A 6,388-nucleotide genomic window follows, 5' to 3' on the forward strand; every position below is an offset into this window, starting at 1 on the left:
AAAAAATCACTATTTTTGAGTAAACCTTCATTCACTTATTATGATCGATAAATCACAACTCCGCAGTTCTATCTTCAGACATCTAGACGGCTTAGCTGTTGCTCCCGTTGCAGTAGCATTGAAAAATAAGGGAGTTTTAGCATTTATTTTAAGCGAAAAACAAGTACAATTAACTCAGCTTACTACTACTTTTAAAGCAAACGAAGGTTATTTGAATGTTGGCTTGAGGATTTTGGCTTCGCAGGGTTTCTTAGATTACGAAGTGGATAACAGCACCCAGGAAATTACAGTTGCAACAAATGAAAAGACAGCAATAGCCTTTTCGCTGTTTGATCTTTATGAAGATGTTGTTGATTTACTTCAGTTTTCTACTCAGTTTCATCCGCGTATCTTCGAAGACGCACCCTTTGAAAAACTCAATGCCATTTTTGAAAAATATAAACAAAATTACGACATTGAACAGTCTGAAGATGAACTGACCAACAGCATTCAAAACCAAATCTTAAAACATATAGAAGGTTATCTGATTGGACCAACCATAGTGCGTTTGGCAATGAGTGGAATGTTTCACAAATATTTTATGGAGACTTCCTTCAAACCGGAAGAGTTTCATAAATCTCCTGAAAAGTTTAAAAAAATACTGGACTTTTTTGTGCATCTTGGGTGGTTTCTTGAGAAAAAAGGCAATTATCAATTTACCGAAGTAGGTTTGTTTTATGCAAAAAGAGCCAGTGCCTATGGCGTAACCGTTTCTTATTTGCCCACATTTGCTAAAATTGAAGAATTGATTTTTGGCGATGCGACCGTTTTAAGAATGGTAACCGAGGGCGAAAACGAAATTCATGTTGATCGCGAAATGAATGTATGGGGAAGCGGAGGTGCTCACGACACTTATTTTAAAGTGGTAGATGAGATTCTGGTAAAACTTTTTAACCTGCCAATTGAAGAACAACCAAAAGGAATTCTCGATATGGGTTGTGGTAATGGTGCTTTTCTACAGCATATTTTTGAAGTAATCGACAGGCAAACTCTAAGAGGAAAAATGCTCGATGAGTACCCGCTGTTTTTGGTCGGAGCAGATTACAATCAAGCTGCCCTCAAAGTAACCAGAGCTAATCTGATAAAAGCTGATATTTGGGCCAAGGTAATCTGGGGAGATATCGGACGCCCGGACCTGCTTTCGGATGACTTGAGAGAACATTATAATATTGACCTGAAAGAGTTGTTAAACGTGAGGACTTTTTTAGATCATAATCGAATTTGGGAAGAGCCGAAACACATTAAAAAAGACAGAATCAGCAAATCTACCGGGGCTTTTGCCTCTAAAGGAAAAAGAATCAGCAACAACCATATAGAAGATAATCTATTGGAGCATTTACAGAAATGGTCGCCCTATGTTCGTAAATTCGGTCTGCTTCTGATTGAATTGCATACTATAGACCCAAAACTTACTGCCAGTAATTTAGGAAAAACTCCCGCAACAGCATATGATGCAACTCATGGTTTTTCCGATCAATACATTGTTGAGATAGATGTTTTTAATGCCATTGCTGCAGAAGCAGGATTGTTTCCCGATCCGGCTATTTTCAGCCGCTTTCCGGATGCGGACACGGCTACGGTTAGTATCAATTTATTAAAAGGATTCGATTAACTTTTTCTTCCTTTTAACACATAAATGCAAAGTTTCTCACGCTGATTTGCTTCGCCAGTTCGCTATCGCTCGGGTAGCAGATTGAGCTAATATTTTTCTGCAACTCCAATAAAAACAATCTTAATAAATCTGCCAAATCTGCGTAAGAAAAACACCTTGCTAACATAGAGTTCTTTACGGTTAAAAAAACGCTTCAAAGAGCCTTATTTATAACAAAAATGTTGCTCAGGCAGTAGTAGTTTTAGCAACTGAAACTACTGTATACTTGTTATCCTTATTTAAGGAGCAAGTACTACTGCCTGAGCAACAAAAAGTCATTAAAAATTGTATCTATTGCTATTACATCGAAATAATAATAAACTCACTTCTTCTGTTTGCCTGATGTTCTTCGTTAGTACATTTTACGTTATCGGCACATTTATTCAATAATTGTGTTTCTCCGTATCCTTTACCGGTTATGCGATCGGCAGCTATTCCTTTTTTAACAAGCCATGCCACTGTTGCTTTGGCTCTTCTGTCGGATAGTTTTTCATTGTAAGCATGAGTTTGTCTGCTATCTGTATGTGAACGAACATCAATTTTCATGTTTGGATTTTGCATCATCACCTTACGGATTTTCTCCAATTCAATAGCAGCTTCTTTACGAACAATAGATTTACCCAAATCGAAGTAAATCATTTTTATATGCAAAATTTTCGCCAGATCATCACCAACAACCAATTTTTCAATTGTTTTTTCAACTACTTTCTGAGCCACTTTTTGAACCGTTTTTTTCAAAGGTAATGTCAAACTTATTCTATCAATTGCTGTTGGTACTTCATTGATTTCATAATCTTGTCTTGAAGCGCGAACAAAATGTTTTTTATTGCAAATTACTTTAAAACTATACTTTCCGTCAGCTCCCGTTACCACCTCGCCTATTATCTGAAGCTGATTGTCTAATAAGTTAACTTTAGCGTTACTCAATACCAAATTAGTTTCGGCATCTATCACAGTTCCCGATACAGTCTCTTCACAAGGTAATTTTCTGGTTTCAGAAAAACGGTAGACGTCATCGTAACCATGCCCTCCATCTCGATTTGATGAGAAAAAACCGGTTCTGCTTTTGCTGTCTAATATAAAACCAAAATCATCCTGTTTTGTATTTATAGGAGCTCCTATATTTAGAACTTCGCTAAAACTCAAATCGTTTTTAATAGTCGAAACAAATACATCAAGTCCTCCTAGTCCAGGTCGTCCGTCGCTCGCAAAATACAGTTCATTATCTCCTGATATAAAAGGAAACGTTTCTCTTCCTTCGGTATTTATTGCTTCTCCAAGATTTTCCGGTTTACCATAACTGCCATCGCTATTAATGGTTACACTATACAAATCAGATTGTCCAAAAGTACCCGGCATGTCTGAAGCAAAGTATAACTTTTTTTCATCAACACTTAATGTCGGATGTGCCACACTGTATTGATCGCTGTTAAAAGGCAATTCAACAATATTTGTCCATTTCCCGTCTACATAAGTCGATTTATACAATTTTAATAGCGTAACTTTTTTATTGTCTTTCCCTTGTGTACCATTCAGAAAATTGTTTCTGGTAAAATACATTGTTGTTCCGTCTTTTGTAAAAACCGGAGTCGATTCATTAAATTTTGAATTGATCTTTCTTTCCAATCGTTTCGGAATTCCAACACTGCCATCTGCTTTTAATTCTGCCGAATAAAGATTTGTAAACGATTTATTGGTCCATTTGAATTTTACTTTAGCAACTCCACCTGTATCTCTGGCAGACGCAAATACCAATTTGTTATCTAAAAAGGAACTTCCATAGTCCGAGTATTTTGAATTAATTCCGGCATCTGCTATTTCAAATCGGCCTGAATTATTTTTTATCTGCTCCAGATAATTTTTATTCTTTTCGAATAACAATCCTCTTTTGTCCGTACTTGCTTTTTGATTGAAAAGTTCTAATATTTTGTCGGCTTTGGTATAATTCCCTGTTGCTTTTAGTGTTTGGGCATAGCGGTAATAATACTCAAATTCCTGTTGATCATTCATTTCAAAAAGAGCTTCGTACCATTTTAGAGCTTTCGCCAGCTCGCCATTAAAATAATAGGCATTCCCCAATCGTTGGAACATTTTTTCCTCTTTATATCCTTTTTCTGCAACCTTTTCATATGTAGCAATCGCATCGATATAAGCATATTTATCGTATTTTTTATCGGCATTGGCGATAGTGCCTGTCTGTGCGATCCCCTTGCAAACAAATAGGACTAAAAAAACGTTATAAACTAAATTTTTAATTTTCATAATAAAAGTATTAGAAGAATCTAGGTGAAGTTATTCGGCTGTAATCATTAAAAAATTCGAAACGAACGAATATTTCGTGTGATCCTGAACTGTAATTTGTCAAATTGGTGGTTTCACGGTCGTATCCGTAACCAAGGTATAAACCATCTGATACCTGAAATCCGACCATGGCACTCATTGCCGCACTCCATCTGTAAGCAACTCCGGCCACAAACTTATCATTAAACATAAAATTGGCCGAAAGATCTACTTGTAAGGGCGAACCTTTTACTAATTTGGTTAAGAATGCCGGTTTGAATTTTATATCCGGACTTAAATCAAACACATATCCTCCGATCAGATAATAGTTTATTTTCTCCTTGTAAATCGCAATATCATTATCATTGTATCGCTTGGTTTCGACGAAATTGGGTACTGACAAACCAACATAAGCTTTATCGGAATGCCAGTAAATACCAGCTCCAAAGTTTGGAGAAAACTTGCTGTTTAAATTCTGAAACTGACTGTCGCCCTGATCCTCCGGATTTAATTTATTGATATCTAGATGAAACAAATTGGCCGTCGCCTTTACACCAAACGAAAGTTTAAACGTTTCTGAAGTTGGTATCGTATAAGATAAATCAGCCGAAAAACTATTTTCAGTTGTTGGTCCGATTTTATCATTAAGCAATGAAACTCCCAATCCTAAACTACTATTATTAAGTGGAGTGTTTAAGGAGAAGTTACTCGTTTCCGGAGCTCCATCCAGTCCAACCCATTGGGTACGATAAAGGCCAAAAATACTCATGGCACTTCTCGAGCCTGCATAAGCCGGGTTAATATTAATGGTATTGTACATGTATTGTGTAAACTGCGCATCTTGCTGTGCAAAACCCGCAACAGAAAAAAACATAAAAACTAAAACTAATTTTCTCATTTATTTTACTTTTAAGAATGGCTTAGCATGAAAACTAAGCCATTTAAATTTGTTTTGACTAATTACTTACTGAGGTATAAATACCCAGCTTGCTGATGTGCTTTAGACTGACCATCTTTGTATTTCAGTACATAATAATAGGTTCCTTCCGGTAATCCGTCAGCATCTTTAACTGTTACACGGCCTTCAGAGAATCCTTTAAATACTACATTAACATTATCATAATGATCTCCTTCGAATACTAAAACTCCCCAACGATTAAAAATCTCGACTCTGTTGTCAGGATAACATTCTAATCCTTCAATATAGAATCTTTCATTCTTCTTATCTCCGTTTGGAGAAACAGCGTTGAATACTTTTATAACACATCCTGTAATTGGCAATACTGTTGGTTTATCACCCAACACACTACTATCATCTGATTTGTCTTTTACCACAATATTATCAGGGCTTGTTCCAAAAACTTCGGCCTGATTGGATATACTACCTGAAGTAATATCAGCTTGTACTATCGAATAAGTTCCGGTAAATGAAGTGGTATCCTCTTGACCTACAGCTAAATTTATTGGACCTCCGCTCAAGGTAATTCCAATTAACGGATCAACTAGGTACACATTGGTCAAAGGCACATTTCCTGTATTGGTTACTGCAAAACTATACGTAATGGTTTCCCCTACTTTTGCATTACCATCCCCATTTTCATCATTGAAATGAGCTGTTTTCACTAAGGCAATACCTGGTCTTGATACAAATATGGTTACCGTGGCAGCATCACAATTCGAAAGATTTGCTTTTTCACAAATACTATACGTTACTGTATAGGTTCCTCCCGGTGTGTTCGCCGGAACACTTATTGTTCCTGTGGCAGTATCAATTACCGGAACTGATGCTCCAGGTGCTTTTGGAACTGCCGGTGTTGTAACTTTTAGATCAACCTGGCTAATAACAACCGGTATACCATTTAAAGTATCAGGATCTGTTGGGTTACCAACTAAAACATTTCCTGCGTTTGGTGTTCCCGCTGTTCCATTTGCGTTTGGAATATTATCATCATTCGCAATTATTACTGTTCCTGCAATTGCTGTTACTTTGATTTCATCTGAAACCGTAGCACAAGTTGCCGGAGTTAATTTATCGCATAACTGGTAAACTACATTGTAAGTACCCGGTGTGGTTCCTGCTGCAACACTTACTTTTCCGGTTAACGGATCTAAAGTAATTCCTGTTGGCCATGTTCCTGATACAGCAACTGTAGCATTTCCTGTTGTTCCTAATACTACCGGAGCTCCATTCACTTTATCGTTGCTTGCAATGTTTGCGAAAACAATTCCTCCTGTTGATGCAATAGTTCCGTTTTCGAATATTGGCTCTACAACCGGTGTTACTTTGATTTCATCTGAAACCGTAGCACAAGTTGCCGGAGTTAATTTATCGCATAATTCATAAACTACATTGTAAGTACCCGGTGTGGTTCCTGCTGCAACACTTACTTTTCCGGTTAACGGATCTAAAGTAATTCC

Annotated in this window: 4 protein-coding genes; 1 reads left to right on the forward strand and 3 read right to left on the reverse strand. The window is 37.0% G+C overall.

Going from position 1 to position 6,388, the window contains the following annotated elements; genetic code table 11:
- Nucleotides 1-40 precede the first annotated feature (40 nt).
- Entirely contained in the window at nt 41-1,651 is a 1,611-nt protein-coding gene (locus tag G3A47_RS18340) for a class I SAM-dependent methyltransferase (protein WP_166924979.1), read from the forward strand.
- 339 nt (nt 1,652-1,990) lie between these two features.
- On the opposite strand, the gene G3A47_RS18345 is transcribed toward G3A47_RS18340, so the two are convergent.
- From G3A47_RS18345 to G3A47_RS18355, 3 genes are all read right to left on the reverse strand, one after another.
- On the reverse strand, nt 1,991-3,952 hold the full coding sequence (locus G3A47_RS18345) for an OmpA family protein (RefSeq protein WP_166924981.1): 1,962 nt from the start codon (nt 3,950-3,952) through the stop codon (nt 1,991-1,993).
- A 10-nt stretch (nt 3,953-3,962) separates the two neighbouring features.
- On the reverse strand, nt 3,963-4,868 hold the full coding sequence (locus tag G3A47_RS18350) for a PorP/SprF family type IX secretion system membrane protein (protein WP_166924983.1): 906 nt from the start codon (nt 4,866-4,868) through the stop codon (nt 3,963-3,965).
- Nucleotides 4,869-4,930: 62 nt separating this feature from the next.
- On the reverse strand, nt 4,931-6,388 hold a 1,458-nt coding region (locus G3A47_RS18355), incomplete at its 5' end, for a T9SS type B sorting domain-containing protein (protein ID WP_166924993.1).

Source organism: Flavobacterium poyangense (assembly GCF_011751075.1).
GTDB classification, from domain to species: Bacteria; Bacteroidota; Bacteroidia; order Flavobacteriales; family Flavobacteriaceae; genus Flavobacterium; species Flavobacterium poyangense.